General features: G+C 66.9%; 14 protein-coding genes. All 14 read right to left on the bottom strand.

The window, feature by feature from the left end; translation table 11 throughout:
* Positions 1–56 precede the first annotated feature (56 nt).
* Positions 57–1,259 carry a THUMP domain-containing class I SAM-dependent RNA methyltransferase gene (locus Taqua_RS03885; protein ID WP_144324915.1) on the bottom strand — a complete coding sequence of 401 codons (1,203 nt, stop codon included), beginning with the start codon at positions 1,257–1,259 and terminating at the stop codon, positions 57–59.
* 6 nt (positions 1,260–1,265) lie between these two features.
* Positions 1,266–2,849 carry an RNA polymerase factor sigma-54 gene (gene rpoN / locus Taqua_RS03880; protein ID WP_144324913.1) on the bottom strand — a complete coding sequence of 528 codons (1,584 nt, stop codon included), beginning with the start codon at positions 2,847–2,849 and terminating at the stop codon, positions 1,266–1,268.
* A gap of 2 nt (positions 2,850–2,851) precedes the next feature.
* Positions 2,852–3,622, bottom strand: a complete 771-nt coding sequence (lptB, locus tag Taqua_RS03875; protein WP_144324911.1) for an LPS export ABC transporter ATP-binding protein — start codon at positions 3,620–3,622, stop codon at positions 2,852–2,854.
* A complete protein-coding gene (gene lptA / locus Taqua_RS03870) occupies positions 3,619–4,239 on the bottom strand; it encodes a lipopolysaccharide transport periplasmic protein LptA (RefSeq protein WP_342780895.1) in 621 nt (206 codons plus the stop codon). Before lptA ends, lptB begins: the two co-directional genes overlap by 4 nt.
* Before the next feature lie 53 nt (positions 4,240–4,292).
* On the bottom strand, positions 4,293–4,922 hold the full coding sequence (locus Taqua_RS03865) for a thiol:disulfide interchange protein DsbA/DsbL (protein WP_144324907.1): 630 nt from the start codon (positions 4,920–4,922) through the stop codon (positions 4,293–4,295).
* Positions 4,923–4,991: 69 nt separating this feature from the next.
* Entirely contained in the window at positions 4,992–5,633 is a 642-nt protein-coding gene (locus tag Taqua_RS03860) for an SPOR domain-containing protein (protein ID WP_144324905.1), read from the bottom strand.
* Between the two features lie 23 nt (positions 5,634–5,656).
* A complete protein-coding gene (argS, locus tag Taqua_RS03855; protein WP_144324903.1) occupies positions 5,657–7,330 on the bottom strand; it encodes an arginine--tRNA ligase in 1,674 nt (557 codons plus the stop codon).
* 34 nt (positions 7,331–7,364) lie between these two features.
* The gene (gene speB, locus Taqua_RS03850) at positions 7,365–8,348 is read right to left on the bottom strand and encodes an agmatinase (protein ID WP_144324901.1); all 984 of its coding nucleotides are present in this window, start codon (positions 8,346–8,348) and stop codon (positions 7,365–7,367) included.
* 44 nt (positions 8,349–8,392) lie between these two features.
* Positions 8,393–8,773 (bottom strand): DUF2237 family protein, encoded by a 381-nt coding sequence (locus Taqua_RS03845; RefSeq protein ID WP_144324899.1) that lies wholly within the window; start codon positions 8,771–8,773, stop codon positions 8,393–8,395.
* Between the two features lie 48 nt (positions 8,774–8,821).
* Entirely contained in the window at positions 8,822–9,745 is a 924-nt protein-coding gene (gene argP, locus Taqua_RS03840) for an HTH-type transcriptional regulator ArgP (protein WP_144324897.1), read from the bottom strand.
* A gap of 21 nt (positions 9,746–9,766) precedes the next feature.
* A complete protein-coding gene (locus Taqua_RS03835) occupies positions 9,767–10,528 on the bottom strand; it encodes an ABC transporter permease (RefSeq protein ID WP_246094610.1) in 762 nt (253 codons plus the stop codon).
* Between the two features lie 89 nt (positions 10,529–10,617).
* The gene (locus tag Taqua_RS03830) at positions 10,618–11,490 is read right to left on the bottom strand and encodes an ABC transporter permease (RefSeq protein ID WP_144324892.1); all 873 of its coding nucleotides are present in this window, start codon (positions 11,488–11,490) and stop codon (positions 10,618–10,620) included.
* On the bottom strand, positions 11,487–12,599 hold the full coding sequence (locus tag Taqua_RS03825) for an ABC transporter ATP-binding protein (RefSeq protein ID WP_144324890.1): 1,113 nt from the start codon (positions 12,597–12,599) through the stop codon (positions 11,487–11,489). The genes Taqua_RS03830 and Taqua_RS03825 overlap by 4 nt, the downstream gene beginning before the upstream one ends.
* Before the next feature lie 6 nt (positions 12,600–12,605).
* On the bottom strand, positions 12,606–13,685 hold the full coding sequence (locus Taqua_RS03820) for an extracellular solute-binding protein (protein ID WP_144324888.1): 1,080 nt from the start codon (positions 13,683–13,685) through the stop codon (positions 12,606–12,608).
* Positions 13,686–13,728: the final 43 nt, after the last annotated feature.

The raw sequence follows: 13,728 nt of genomic DNA, 5'->3' as shown, positions 1-13,728 counted from the left end.
CTCGGGGACAGGCGGTGTCGTATGATGGCAACAGTTCTGGCAGTGTCATCTCGTGCTCAATCATTTTTAGCTTTTTTGGCCTGAAGGTCGAACCGCATCAGCCGGCACTCGATGGGGCCATTGAACAGCACGATGCGCCGGCTGGCCTGCAGGCGCAGCCGCCGTGGCAGGTCGCGGTCGGCGCTGAGGATCCATGCGGTCCAGCCGCCCCAATGCGTCTTCCATTGCGCGGCCAGGCGTTCGAAAAACACGTCCGCGCCCAGCGCGCCGGCCACGCCGGCGGCGCCGATGCGCTCGCCGTAGGGCGGGTTGAGCACCAACAGGCCCGGCGTGGCGGTGGGCGGCAGGCGCTGCAGCGCGTCGCCGCCGCGCAGCGCCACCGCGTCGGCCACGCCCGCGCGGGCGGCGTTGCGGCGTGCAAAATCCACCATGCGGAAGGCCACGTCGCTGCCCCACACCAGTGGGCCGAGCGCGCCGTCCCACGCGCGCTCGGCGGCGCGGGCGGCCTCGCGCAACGCTTGCCAGCGCGCCGCGTCGTGCGGCAGCAGCCGCTCGAAGGCGAAACGGCGCGCACGCCCCGGCGCCATGCGCAGCGCGATCTGGGCCGCCTCGATCGGCAGCGTGCCGCTGCCGCAAAATGGGTCCACCAACGGTGGCGGGTCGCCCGACGCGCAGGCCGCGGTGTAGCCCGTGGCCGCCAGCACCGCCGCGGCCAGCGTTTCCTTCAGCGGCGCGTCGCCTTTGTCCTCGCGCCAGCCGCGCTTGAACAGCGGCTCGCCCGAGGTGTCCAGCAGCAAGGTCAGCTGCTCGGCCTGCAGGTGCAGATGCAGCCGCACATCGGGCCGTGCGGTGTCGACGCTGGGGCGCGCGCCGCAGCGCTGGCGCAGGCGATCGCACACCGCGTCCTTGACACGCAGCGCGGCAAACTGCACGCTGCGCAGCGGGCTGCGCTGCGCGGTGACCTCGACCTTGATCGTGTGGCGGGGCGTGAACCAGTCTTCCCAGGGGACGCTGGCGGCGGCGGCGTAGACGTCGTCTTCGCTGCGGTAAGGGGCTTGGCCCAGTTGCACCAGCACGCGCTGGGCGATGCGGCTGTGCAGGTTCAGCCGCATCACCGCGTCCCAGTCGGCGCGCAGGGCCACGCCGCTGCGCTGCACGTGTAGCGCCGCCAGCGGCTGGCCGGTCAGGGTGGCGGTCTCGTGCGCCAGCAGCTCGGCGGCGCCGCCCGGGGCGTTCAGGTACAGGTTGAGGGTGGACATGCAGGTTCAGCGCGCGCGGCGCAGCGTGGCGGTGGGGATGCGCAGCGCCTCGCGGTATTTGGCCACCGTGCGCCGCGCGCATTCGATGCCGTGCTCCTTGAGCCGCTCGGCGATTTGGGCGTCGCTCAAGGGGTGGGCCGGGTCTTCGTCGGCGATCATCTGGCGGATGAGGGCCCGCACCGCGGTGCTGGAGGCGCCGTCGCCACTGTCGGTGCCCAGCGCCGAGCCAAAGAAATACTTCAGCTCGAACGTGCCGCGCGGCGTGGCCATGTATTTGGCGGTGGTGACGCGGCTGACGGTGGATTCGTGCAAGCCCAGCTCGGTGGCGATGTCGCGCAGCACCAGCGGGCGCATGCCGACTTCGCCGTGCAAAAAGAAGCTGCGCTGTTGCTGCACGATGGCGCGCGCCACGCGCAGCAGCGTTTCACCGCGTTGCTGCAGGTTTTTGATGAACCAGCGCGCCTCTTGCAAGCGCTGCTGCAAGTCGCCGTGGCGGTGTTGACGCAGCGCGCGCACGTAGGCGTCGTGGATGCGCAGGCGCGGCTGCACCGCGGGGTTGAGCTGCACGTCAAAGCGCGTGCCCTGCACGGTGACCAGCACGTCCGGCACGATGGCCAGCCGCTCGACGTCGGCAAAGCGCCGCCCCGGCTTGGGTTCCAGCTGCGCGAGACGCTGCAGGCCGGCGCGCACCGCCTCGGGGGGCAGTCCGGTGGCGCTGCCCAGGCGGCGCAGGTCGCGGCGTGCGATCCACTCCAGCGGTTGCGCGCACAGCGCCAGCGCGGCGCGCGTGGCGGGGTCGTCGGGTTGCTGGCGCAGTTGCAGCCGCAGGCATTCGGCCAAGTCGCGCGCGCCCACACCCGGCGGGTCCATCGCCTGCAGCCAACCCAGCGCGCGCCGTAGCAGCGCCAGCAGCGCGTCGGCCTGCTCGGGGTCGTCGTGGCCGCCGCGCGCCAGCAGCACCGCCGCCAGCGCCTCCAGCGGTTCGTCGAGGTAGCCGTCGTCGTTGAGCGATTCGATCAAAAAATGCAGCGCGGCGCGTTCCTCGGCCGTCAGGTGCAGCGCCAACGCCTGCGTGTGCAGGTGGTCTTGCAGCCGTTCGGGCTGGGGGGTGCGCTCGGCGGCGCTGGGCAGCTCGTCGTCGTCCCAACGGCCGTCGCGGCCTGGTCCCGCCTCGGTGGCAAGGGGGCTGGGCGCGGGTGCGTCGGCGGGGTCGTCAGCGCGCCAGCCGCCGCTGTCGTCGTCCAGCTGCGTGCTCCAGTCGGCCTCGGCCAGCGGCACGTCGGCCTCGATGACGCTGTAGCTGTCCAGCGGGTCGCCGGCATCGCTGTCGTGCGGCAGCGCCGCGGTCTCGGGTTCGGTGGCGTCGTCCTGCAAGGGCGCCGCCGCCTCGGTCGCGGCGTCGTCGGAGGGCGCCGCGTCGTGCACGTCGTCGTCGGCCCGCTCCAGCAGCGGGTTGTCGGCCAGCATCTGTTCGACTTCCTGCGCCAGCTCCAGCGCCGACAGCTGCAGCAACCGCAGCGATTGTTGCAGCTGCGGTGTCAGGGTTAGTTGCTGCGCCATGCGCAGCCCAAGGGTGCCGCGCGTCACCATCGCTACAAACGGAAGTGCTCGCCAAGGTACACGCGGCGCACGTCGGCGTGGTCGACGATGTGCGCGGGCGTGCCGTGCGCCAGCACCCGCCCTTCGCTGATGATGTAGGCGTGGTCGCAGATGCCCAGCGTTTCGCGCACGTTGTGGTCGGTGATCAGCACGCCGATGCCGCGCGCTTTGAGAAACCCGATGACGCGCTGGATGTCGATGACGGCGATCGGGTCGACGCCGGCAAACGGCTCGTCCAGCAGGATAAAGCGTGGCTGCGCCGCCAGCGCGCGGGCGATTTCGACCCGCCGGCGCTCGCCGCCGGACAAGGCCGGCGCCGGCACGTCGCGCAGGTGGTCCACGTGCAGCTCCGCCAGCAACGTGTCCAGCCGCTGGCGCAACTCGGCCTCGGGCAGCGGACGGCCGTCGGCGTCGCGCTGCAGTTCCAGCACCGCGCGCACGTTTTGCTCCACCGTCAGCTTGCGAAAAATCGACGCTTCTTGCGGCAGGTAGCCCAACCCCAGACGCGCGCGCCGGTGGATGGGCAGGTGCTGCACCGGCTGGTCGTCGATCCAGATCTGCCCGGCGTCGGCGCGCACCAACCCGACGATCATGTAAAACGACGTCGTTTTGCCGGCGCCGTTGGGGCCCAGCAGCCCCACCACTTCGCCGGCGCGCACCTGCAGCGAGACGTCGTGCACGACGGTGCGCGCGCGGTAGCGTTTGCGCAGGCCCTGCACGCGCAGCAGCGATGCGGCGCCGTGGTTGGGCGGGCTGCTGCTCATGGGCGGCGCTCCGGCGCGGTGCTGGGTTGCAGCGCGGGCGGGACGACGCCGCTGGGCGCGGGTTGTTGCGCGGCCACGTCGGCGCTGCGCGGGGTCAGGGTGGCGCGCACCCGCGCCCCGCTGCCACCGCCGCCGGCGGGCGCACCGTCGACGCTGAAGGTCTGGGCGCGGTTGTCGTACACGATGACGGCGCCGCTGCTGCGGTCGGCCAGCACGGTGCCACGGTAGCGGCGCAGCTCGGCGTCGCCACGCAGCGTCACGCGGTCGGCGGCGCCGTCGTACTCGATGCGCTGCGCCTCGCCCTCGATCCATTCGTCGACGCCTTCGCGCTTTTGGCGGTAAAACGCCCGCTGGCCCGGGGCGCCCAGCGCCACGCCGTGCTGCAGGCCTTGGTCGTCCTGGCGCACTTCCACCTGCTGGGCGCGGATGCGGATCGTGCCTTTGCTGATGGCGACGTTGCCGCTGAACAGGCTGACGCGGCGCGCTTCGTCGTAGCGCAGCGCATCGGCTTCGATGTTCATCGGGGCCTGGCGGTCGGCCAGCTCGGCGCGGGCGCCGCAGGCGGCGCACAGGGCCAGCAGCACGAGCCAGCGGCGTGGCGGGGGCACGGTGGGCACGGTTTTTGCTCCTCGGTCGTGGCCGACCGATTGTGCCATGCCCGCCGCCGCCATCAAGCCTGCCGCACGCGCGCAATCAGGGCGTCGGCGATGATGAGGGTGCGCTCGGCCTGGCCGGGCACCAGGTAACGCCCCGCGATGCCCAGCGACGGGGTGGCGTCGACCTCGTAGGCATCTTGCAGTTGCAGCGCACGCTTGACCTTGCCACTGACGCCAAACGACTGCCAGGTCTGCGTGAACGCTTGGCGGTCCACGCCACGGCGCGCGGCCCAGTCGGCGGCCACGTCCAGACCGTTGAAGCGCACGCGCTCGTCGTGAAAGGCCTTGAACGCGGCCTCGTGCAAGTCCCCCAGACGGCCCAGCGCCTCCAGCGTGTAATACAGGCGTTGCAGCGGCTCGAAGGCGGCGTTGAAGCCCACCGGCACGCGCCGCACGACGATTTCTTTGGGCAGCTTGCGCATCCAGGCCGTCATCAACGGCTCGAAGCGGTAGCAGTGGATGCAGCTGTAGGAGAAAAACTCCAGCACCTCGACCTGCCCAGGGCCGGTGTCGACCGGCACCGGTTTGCCCAGCGTACGGTAGTCGGTGCCTTCGCGCAGGGTGCCCGACTGGGCCCAGACGAGCGGGGTGGCGGTCAGCGCGGCGCCGGCCAGGGTGTAACGGTGAAAGTCGCGTCGCTGCATGGTGGTTGAGGTGGTCGTTTCGATGGTAGGGTTGGAGCACGCCGGGCGCGCGCAGGTTCCGCCGCGCTTTTAGCGCTGCACGCGCACCAGCGCCGTTTCGAACTGCTTGCCGCGCAGTTTTTCCTGCATCAGCTCGGCGTCGACCTTGGTGTTGAACGGCCCCAGGCGCACACGCCAGACGCGCTGGCCGCCCTGCTCGCGCTCGCTGACCTTGGCATCGAAGCCCTGCAGCGCCAGCCGCGCGCGCTGCGCCTCGGCTTCGTCGGCGGAGCGAAACGCCCCCACCTGCACGTAGTACACAAACGGGTCGGCCGCCGCGGCGGCGCTGCCGCCGTCACCCTGGGTGCGCTGGCGGATCAATTCGGCGATGGGGTCGCGGGTGGCGTCGGTCGCCGGCGCGCCGGCGTTGTCGCGAGCGGGGCCGGAGGGGGTGTCGGTGGGCGCATCGGACGGGGCGCTGGCCGCTGGTTTGGTGTTGCTCAACCCCGCGTTGGGGTTCCAGCCGCGCAGACGCTCGGCTTCGGTGTCGGGCTGGATGGGCTTGCGCTGCACGCCGCGGTCCACCAGCGGGATGGGCACTTTGGTCACGTACAAGGCCACCGCCAAAGCGGCCCCGACGCCCACCAGCAGGCCGAGGAAAAACCCCAGCAGCGTGCCGCCGCGGGTGCGTTGGGGGCCATGAACGTGGGGGCGCGGGGGGACGCGTGGCATGGCGGTCGTTTCCTTGCGAAGGCTCACATCGAACGCGGGGCGCTGACGCCCAGCAGCCCTAGGCCGGTGCGCAGCACCTGCGCGGTGGCCGCCACCAGCGCCAGACGGGCCAGGCGGGTCGGCTCGTCGTCCACCAGGATGCGCTCGGCATCGTAGTAGCGGTGGTAAGCGGCGGCCAGCTCGCGCAGGTAGAACGTGACGTCGTGCGGGGCAAAGTCGGTCGCGGCCGCCGCCATCACCTGCGGCCAGCGCGCCAGCTCCAGCATCAGCGCCTGCGCGGGGGCGCTGGCCAGCGCGTCCAGCGCCACGTCGGCCAGCGTGGCTTCGTCGCCGCCCCACTGCGCCAGCACCGAGCAGATGCGCGCGTGCGCGTACTGCACGTAGTACACCGGGTTGTCGTTGTTTTGCTGGATGGCCAGGTCGACGTCGAAGGTGTACTCGGTGTCGGGCTTGCGGCTGAGGAAAAAGAAGCGCACCGCGTCCTTGCTGGTCCACTCGATGAGGTCGCGCAGCGTCACGTAGCTGCCGGCGCGCTTGCTGATCTTGACCTCTTGCCCGCCGCGCACCACGCGCACCATGGTGTGCAGCACGTAGTCGGGGTAGCCCTGGGGGATGCCGAGGCCCAGCGCCTGCAGCCCGGCGCGCACGCGCGCGATGGTGCCGTGGTGGTCGGTGCCCTGGATGTTGACGGCTTTGGCAAAGCCGCGCTCCCACTTGGTGACGTGGTAGGCCACGTCCGGCACGAAGTAGGTGTAGCTGCCGTCGGACTTGCGCATCACGCGGTCTTTGTCGTCGCCCCAGGTGGTGGTGCGCAGCCACAGCGCGCCGTCGGCCTCGTAGGTGTGGCCGGATTCGATGAGCCGCTGCACCGTCTGCGCCACGCGCCCGCTGCTGTACAGGCTGGACTCGAGGTAGTACTGGTCGAAGCGCACCTCGAACGCTTGGAGGTCCAGGTCCTGCTCGCGGCGCAGGTAGGCCACGGCAAAGTCGCGGATGCCGTCCCAGTCCTCGGCGTCGCCGCTGGCGGTGACGGTGCGATCCGCCGCCTGCACGGTGGCGCGCGCCAGGAACGCGTCGGCAACGTCCTGGATGTAGTCTCCGTTGTAGGCCGCTTCGGGCCAGCCGGGGTCGCCGGGTTTGAGGCCGCGCGCGCGCGCCTGTACCGAGCGCGTGAGGTTGTCGATTTGTGCGCCAGCGTCGTTGTAGTAAAACTCGCGGTGCACCTGCCAGCCCTGGGTCTGCAGCAGGTTGCAAATGGCGTCGCCCAGCGCGGCTTGGCGCCCGTGGCCCACGTGCAGCGGCCCGGTGGGGTTGGCCGAGACGAATTCGACGATGACGCGTTCGCCGCGGGGCGGCTGGCAGCCCCAGCGCGGGCCCTCGCGCAAAATCTCGCGCACCGTTTGCTGTTTGGCCTGCGGCTTGAGGCGCAGGTTGATGAAGCCTGGGCCGGCGATGTCCAGCGCTGCCACCCAGCGGGCGAACGCGGGGGTGTCTTGCAGCCGCTGCACCAGGGTTTGCGCCAGCGCGCGCGGTGGCGTGCCCAGCGGTTTGGCCAGTTGCAGCGCGGCCGTGATGGCCAGGTCGCCGTGCGCGGCGACTTTGGGTTGTTCGAAGGCGGCGCGCTGGCCCGCGCCCGGGTGCAGGGCGTCAAGCGTGTCGGCCAGCGCCGCCAGCAGTTCGTTGTGGACGTGCAGCATGGGGGCCGATTGTAGGCCGCCCCTCGTGGGGCGTTCAGCCGCGCGCGCGGCGCTGCGCCGCCAGCACGCACAGCAGATCGCACGCCACGTGGGCCGCGGCCAGCGCGGTGATGTCGGCGTGGTCGTACGGCGGGGCCACTTCCACCACGTCCATGCCCGCCAAATGCAGCGGCACCAGCCCGCGCACGATGTGCAGCGCCTGCGCGCTGCTCAACCCCCCGGCCACCGGCGTGCCCGTGCCGGGCGCGTGCGCGGGGTCCAGGCAGTCGATGTCGAAGGTCACGTAGGCTGGACGATCGCCGACGATGGCCAGCACCTGTCGCAGCGTCCAGTCGGCGCCGCGCGCGTGCACCGTGGGCGCGTCCAGGACGTGCAGGCCCATGAAGTCGTCGTTCCAGGTGCGGATGCCGATTTGCACCGAGTGCGCGGGGTCGATCAGCCCTTCGCGCACCGCCTTGTAAAACATCGTGCCGTGGTTGAGCGCGTCGGGGCTGTCGTCAGGCCAGGTGTCGCAGTGGGCGTCGAAGTGGATCAACGCCAGCGGCTGACCCAGCCGCTCGGCGTGGGCCTGCAGCAGCGGGTAGGTGATGAAGTGGTCGCCGCCGAAGGTCAGCATGCGCGCGCCGCTGGCCAGGATGCGCCGCGCGTGGTCGCGGATGGCGCCCGGCACGGTGTGCGGGTGGTGCGGGTCGAGCCAGCAGTCACCCGCGTCCACGACCGCCAGCGTCTCGAACGGGTCGAACCCCCACGGGAAGGGTTTGAGCTCGGCCAGCTGCACGCTGGCGGCGCGGATGGCCGCTGGCCCCAACCGCGCGCCGGGGCGGTAGGTGGTGGCAATGTCCAGCGGTACACCGCTGACGACGACGTCGGCGCCGGCCAGCTCGCGCGTGTAGGTGCGGCGCATGAAACTGAGCACGCCCGCGTAGGTCATCTCGGGCCACGAGCCGTGCAGGCCCGGGCGACGGATCGCGCCATCGCCAGCCAGCGGCGCTTCGGTGGGGGGCGGTGAGGTCTCCATCGCCGCCATGCTAGCGCAACGGCGGCGCCTGCGCGGGGCCGCCTTCAGGTGCCGGCCGGGTGCCAGGCGTGGGCCTGCAGCTCGGCCAGGCTGACCACCTGCAGCGCGGCTTCGTGGGTTGCTTCGAGGATGACCGGCGGCGCCACGCCCGCTTGCAGCGCCTCTTTCCAGCGCAGCGCGCACAGGCACCAGCGGTCGCCCGGCTTCAGGCCGGCGAAGCGCCATTCGGGCCGTGGGGTGACGAGGTCGTTGCCGCGTTCCAGGGAAAACGCCAGGAACTCGGCCGTCACCTTGGCGCAGATGACGTGACGGCCCGCATCGTGCGGGCCGGTGTGGCAGCAGCCATCGCGAAAATAGCCCGTCAGCGGGTCGTAGGAGCAGGCGCGCAGCGGCCCTCCCAGCACATTGCGAGCGGTCGGTTCCATGGTCGGTGCGTCGTCGATGAGACAAGCCTGCACTGTAGCGCGGTGGCATCAACCTTGTGTCTCATGGGGCGCGGGCAGTGGCAGCAGCGCCGCGCGCGCCGCGTCACGGATTGCACGGGTGAGCCGCTGCGCGGTGGGGGGCTCGCGCTCCCAGTGCTGCCAGTAAAGCGCCACGTCCACCACCGCGTCGGGGATGACCTCCTCCAGCGGGGGTTTACCCGTGCGTTGGGCCAAGTGCAGTTCGGGCACCATGCCCCAGCCCAGGCCTAGCTCGATGACGCGCTCGAAGGCGTCCACCGCTGGCGTGAAGTGGCGGGGGTAGCGTGCCTGCCGCAGCCCGAAGTGGCGCTCCAGCCACACGTCCTGCAGCGCGTCTTTGCGGTTGAAGATGACGGCGGGCAGCGCCAGCAGCCGGTGCGGCGTCAACCGCCCTTGCGGCGTGCGGGCGCGCGCGACCACCGCCGGTGCGGCGACACAGCGGTAGCGCATGATGCCCAGCGGTTCGGCGACGCAGCCGCGCATGGGGTCGGCGCGTGTGGTCACGCAGCCGATGACGGTGCCGTTTTTGAGCAGCTCGTGCGTGTGGTCCTGGTCGTCGATGGTCAGATCGAGCAACAGACGCTGGCGCGCCAGTAGATCGGCCACGCCGGGCAGGAACCACGCGGCTGCCGAGTCGGCGTTGATCGCCACCGGCACGCTTTGCCAGCGCTGGTCGTCGCTGCCGCGCAGCCGCTCCAGCAAGTCGGCCTCCATCAGCTGCACCTGCTTGACGTGCGCCAGCAACGCCTGGCCAGCCGGGGTGGCGCGCACTTGTTTGCCGCGCACCACCAACCGCTGGCCCAGCTGGGTCTCCAGCGCGCGAACGCGCAGCGACACCGCCGCCACCGTCAGGGCCAGGGCCTTGGCCGCTGCGGAAAAACTGCCGTGTTCGACCACGGCGGATAGGGCTTGCAGTTGGCGAGCGTCGAGCATGTCATGCGGATGAACGGGGCTTTACGCGCTACTTCGGCTGCGACCAAACGAAAGAAGTGCCACAGCCGCTGAGCCCAACATCAATAGGAGGCTGACCGCGTTGAGCACCGGGGTAGAACCTTCGCGCATGCGCCCGTACATCAAAATAGTCAGCGGCGGCTCAGAGCCCACCAGCATGAGCGTGGTGTTGAAGTTCTCGAACGACATCACGAACGCCATCGCAGCAGCCCCCAGCATGGCTGGGCGTAAGTACGGAAACGTGATTGTCCACCACACCGCCCACCGGGTTGCTCCTAGATCGTGCGCCGCTTCCTCCCATGTGCGATCCATGCGCCGCAGGCGCGCGGCCACGGTCAGTGTTGCAATGGTCGTGATATAGCTAAATTGCCCCAGGATGACTAAAGGTAATCCGGGCCGTAGCCATTCGATCTCCCAGCCCATCCATCCCTCCAGCGCGTTGGCGATTCGGCTGGCGAGGGCAAGTATAGAGATACCTAGCACGACACCCGGTATGACCAAAGGTGCCAAGGTCAACAATCCCAAAGCAGCTTTGCCCGGCAGCGCCACGCGTTCCAGCACCCACGCGTTGCAAGTACCGACGATGACGGATAGCAGCGACACCCAGGTTGCTACCCAGGTGCTGACTCCCAGCCCACGCAGCAATTCTCGATCGTTCAAGAGGCCGACGCGTTCGCCCCCTTGTCCGATGAACCAGTCAAGTGTCCATCCCATCCATGGAGGGCTGGGGTGCGACGCATCATTAAACGCAAACAAGGCCACCACGCACAGTGGCAGCAATAGGAATATCAAGAATGCTGCTGTGTAAACAGACAAGGCCCAGCGCCAGCGCCAAGCGGCGGGGAGAGTCGGGATCATTTTTGAGTCTGCATGACGTAGTTGAGACGCTGCCCCGTCAGGCGCAGGCCTAGCCACACCATGGTGGTCGACAGTGCAAGCAGCAAAAATCCAAAAGCAGCTCCCTGATTCCAGTTGAAGCGGGTGATGAACTGGGTATAAATCTGCTCGGTAAACCACAGCGCATCTTTGCCGCCAAGCAAGGTAGGCGTTAGATAATTCCCCAAGCACAACATGAACACGACGATAGAGCCTGCCGTAATGCCCGGTGCGGCATGCGGCAAAACGATCTGCCACAGGATATTGATTGGCGAGCCGCCCAGATCGTAGGCCGCTTCAATTATGCTGTCGTCCAGATTTCCTAAACTGTTGACGAGTGGAACCACCATAAACAGTAAAGAGCCATAAACCAAACCCAGTAAAATCGTGATATCACGGTATAGCAGTTCCGGAGGTTGTTCAGTCAATCCTAGCGCACGCACACCTTGGGCAACGACACCCTTGGGATGCAGCAGTATGAGCCAGCCTATGGTTCGAACCAGCTCGCTGACCCAAAATGGAGTGAGCACGAGCAACGTGAGACCCGCACGCGTATCGGGGCGAACCTCTTTGGCGATCATCCATGCAACCGGGAATGCCAGTAACAGTGTCAATACTGTCGCTAATAACGACATGACCGCTGTCCGAATAAATGTGTGCCAATATAACGGTTCGGAAAAAAAAGTGTCGTACTGTTGCAGACTCCAGACGTATTCTCCTGGGGCGACGCGGGCCTGCAACGATAGAATCAGCAATTCTATGTGGGGCAAAACGAGCAGCCCCACCAACCACAACAACACCGGGGCAAGTAGCAGCCCGATTGTCAATCCGCTCCAGTCGGGCTTTGTCATTCGTCGCCTCCGCGAGCAAAAGCCCACGCGTTCTCTGGGCGCCAAGCGACGAATAGGGACGCCCCGGGCCTCAAATTGTTCCACTGACCGGTCATGGGTAACGCCACTCGCAGTGACACGTCCACACTTTCGTGCCGTACCTCGACGGTGGTGTTGTTGCCGTCGAACCAAACCATTTGAACCTGAACCGGCCAAAATGGTCGCCCGTCGGGAGGCGAGTTCAGCAGTTCGATCACTTCCGGCCGCACAAACGTCCAAGCCGCTTGCCCAGGATACAGCGACTGCATTGCTCGCGCCCAGGACTGACAGCCCTCGGGATGCTGCAAGAGCACCAGATCACCATGCTGCTGCACGACCTCGACTCGCAGCCGATTGTTGTGGCCGACGAAACTGGCAACGAATGCGGTTCGGGGTTCGAAATACAGTTGTCGTGGGGTGCCAATTTGCTCGAACTGTCCGCGCCTCATGACCGCCACCTGATCAGACATGACCAGTGCTTCGCTTTGATCGTGTGTGATGTAGACGAACGTAGTTCCCACCTCCGCTTGCAATTGCTTGAGCTCCAGTTTCATGTATTCGCGCAACTGCATATCGAGTGCGCCCAATGGCTCATCGAGCAACAACAACGCTGGTTCGAGCACCAGTGCGCGGGCTAATGCCACCCGTTGTTTTTGGCCGCCGGAGAGCTGATCAACGCGCTTGTCCTGGCTGCCCGGTAATCCGACCCGGGCGAGCATCGAAGCCGAGCGCTGGCGGGCTTCTCTTGCCGATAAACCCCGCCGGCGTAGTCCGTATGCGACGTTTTCTCCCACGCTCATCATGGGAAACAACGCGAGATGTTGAAACACCATGTGTGCAGGTCGCCGATTCGGCGCTACGCCACGCATGGACTGCCCTTTGATCAGAATGTCACCAGTATCGGGTTCGACGAAGCCAGCGATCATTCGCAACAGCGTCGTTTTTCCGCAACCCGAGGGCCCCAGAATGGAGAAAAACTCGCTCTTCGGCACTGTGAAGCTGACGTCTCGAACAGCAACAAACGCGCCGTACTTCTTGCCTACGGCGCGTACCTCGAGATCGCAGATGGTCCTCGAATCTTTTTCTGTCATGGCGCCTCAACGCGCAGCTTTGATGCGGTCAAGAACACGTCCCTCGATATCCTCCAGTCCGGCAGGGACCGCTGGATACCACTTGATGTTCTGCAACGCAGCTTCCGGGAAACTTTCGTTGAACTGCCGCTTTAGAACCGGATCGACGTCGGTGTCACCTCCCTTTGCAGCTGTAAAATTACCAGCCGAGCGCGCTACTTTGGCGGCAATTTCAGGCCGCATGTTAAAGTTGATCCAAGCGTACGCAGCCTCGTCATTGCGGCCCTTGGCGGGGATGGCGTACGTGTCGATCCAGCCGAGGGCGCCGGATTTGGGCGCAAGGTATCGGATGTCGGGTTGGGTACGATTCAGGGCCCAGCCGCCAGTATCCCACATCATGGCAGCGACCAGCTCTCCGGAGCGCATACTAGTCAGCAATTGGTCCTTGTTATCCCAGTAAAACTTGACATGCTTTTTGCACGCCATGAGGGTTTTGCCGACTTCATCCATGAGCACCGAGTATGCTTTGGGATCGCTGTAAAGAGCAAATGGATCTCTGCCTGAAGCAAACGCAAACGCGATCAGTGTCGGGCGCTTGAGCCGCATTGAAACCTTGCCGCTGTACGCTTCTTGGCACAGGTCGGCATAGTCTTTTACCTGCGGAGCAAGTTTGGTATTTACCACCAGGCCATCAGTGCCCCAAATATGAGGAACTGCATAAACTTTACCTTGAACCGTGGTGTTCTTTTTGGTTGCCTCCAGCATGGCTGGAATGAAGCGATCCGTCTGGATTTTGGATAGATCCAGCGGTTTGTAAAGTCCGAACTCCGCTTGTGGGCCAGCAACGCGATCCTGGCTTGGCTGGGCAAGATCGAATCCCGCCCCCCCTGTTGCACGTAGCTTAGAAATCATCTCCTCATTGTTGGATAGTGTAATCTCAACCTTGATGCCCGTTTCTCTGGTGAATTGCTCGACCACTTCTTTGGGGGCGTAGTCGGCCCAAGTGAGCAGGCGCAGGACCTTTTCGTTGGCCGATGCGGCCATGGGTGACAGGCAGATGGCGGCGAGCCATACTAGGCGTTTCAGTGATGAGCGTCTGTTGGGCATGTTGGTCTCCTGAGCGGTTGAAGTCGGCAAAACCGAACGCAAG

The sequence above is a fragment of the Tepidimonas aquatica genome (assembly GCF_007556585.1).
Taxonomy (GTDB): domain Bacteria; phylum Pseudomonadota; class Gammaproteobacteria; order Burkholderiales; family Burkholderiaceae_C; genus Tepidimonas; species Tepidimonas aquatica.
Note: the sequence above shows the minus strand (reverse complement) of the source record. Positions and strands in the feature narration are given on the sequence as shown.

Bases quoted from the DNA above. Each gene is read 5' to 3' on its own strand.
- Taqua_RS03820 (WP_144324888.1), bottom strand. From the start codon at position 13,685: ATGCCCAACAGACGCTCATCACTGAAACGCCTAGTATGGCTCGCCGCC.
- argP (WP_144324897.1), bottom strand. From the start codon at position 9,745: ATGCTCGACGCTCGCCAACTGCAAGCCCTATCCGCCGTGGTCGAACAC.
- argS (WP_144324903.1), bottom strand. From the start codon at position 7,330: ATGCTGCACGTCCACAACGAACTGCTGGCGGCGCTGGCCGACACGCTT.
- lptB (WP_144324911.1), bottom strand. From the start codon at position 3,622: ATGAGCAGCAGCCCGCCCAACCACGGCGCCGCATCGCTGCTGCGCGTG.
- Taqua_RS03825 (WP_144324890.1), bottom strand. From the start codon at position 12,599: ATGACAGAAAAAGATTCGAGGACCATCTGCGATCTCGAGGTACGCGCC.
- Taqua_RS03860 (WP_144324905.1), bottom strand. From the start codon at position 5,633: ATGCCACGCGTCCCCCCGCGCCCCCACGTTCATGGCCCCCAACGCACC.
- Taqua_RS03865 (WP_144324907.1), bottom strand. From the start codon at position 4,922: ATGCAGCGACGCGACTTTCACCGTTACACCCTGGCCGGCGCCGCGCTG.
- speB (WP_144324901.1), bottom strand. From the start codon at position 8,348: ATGGAGACCTCACCGCCCCCCACCGAAGCGCCGCTGGCTGGCGATGGC.
- Taqua_RS03845 (WP_144324899.1), bottom strand. From the start codon at position 8,773: ATGGAACCGACCGCTCGCAATGTGCTGGGAGGGCCGCTGCGCGCCTGC.
- Taqua_RS03885 (WP_144324915.1), bottom strand. From the start codon at position 1,259: ATGTCCACCCTCAACCTGTACCTGAACGCCCCGGGCGGCGCCGCCGAG.
- rpoN (WP_144324913.1), bottom strand. From the start codon at position 2,849: ATGGTGACGCGCGGCACCCTTGGGCTGCGCATGGCGCAGCAACTAACC.
- Taqua_RS03830 (WP_144324892.1), bottom strand. From the start codon at position 11,490: ATGACAAAGCCCGACTGGAGCGGATTGACAATCGGGCTGCTACTTGCC.